General features: G+C 65.4%; 1 pseudogene. It reads right to left on the reverse strand.

The annotated features are described in order from the left end of the window. Positions 1–101 (reverse strand): annotated as a pseudogene (locus FS507_RS18735) (phosphate acyltransferase); the annotation flags it as partial. Between the last annotated feature and the right edge of the window lie 194 nt (positions 102–295).

The raw sequence follows: 295 nt of genomic DNA on the forward strand, positions 1-295 counted from the left end.
TCGGCGAGCTGTTCCGGAGTGGGGTTGGGGTTCACCGCAGAGTCGCCGAAGGCCCAGAGCACCGCGTCCATGACGATGAGGAAGATGGAGGAGAGGATGGTGGGGGAGAGGTGGGAGTTGTGGAGGTGGGAGATGATGTGGTGGAGGTTGTGGGGGTGGGGGAGGATGTGGGGGGAGGAGAGGGTCGTGATCATCGGGATGGGTGTGGTGGTGGTGGTGGTGGATGGTGGGGGCAGGGATTGGGGGGGGAGGAAGCTACCAGGGCGAGTGCACTGTGGGGTGGGGGGTGGATGGG

Source organism: Corynebacterium glyciniphilum AJ 3170 (assembly GCF_007673095.1).
In the GTDB taxonomy this organism is placed as follows: Bacteria; Actinomycetota; Actinomycetes; order Mycobacteriales; family Mycobacteriaceae; genus Corynebacterium.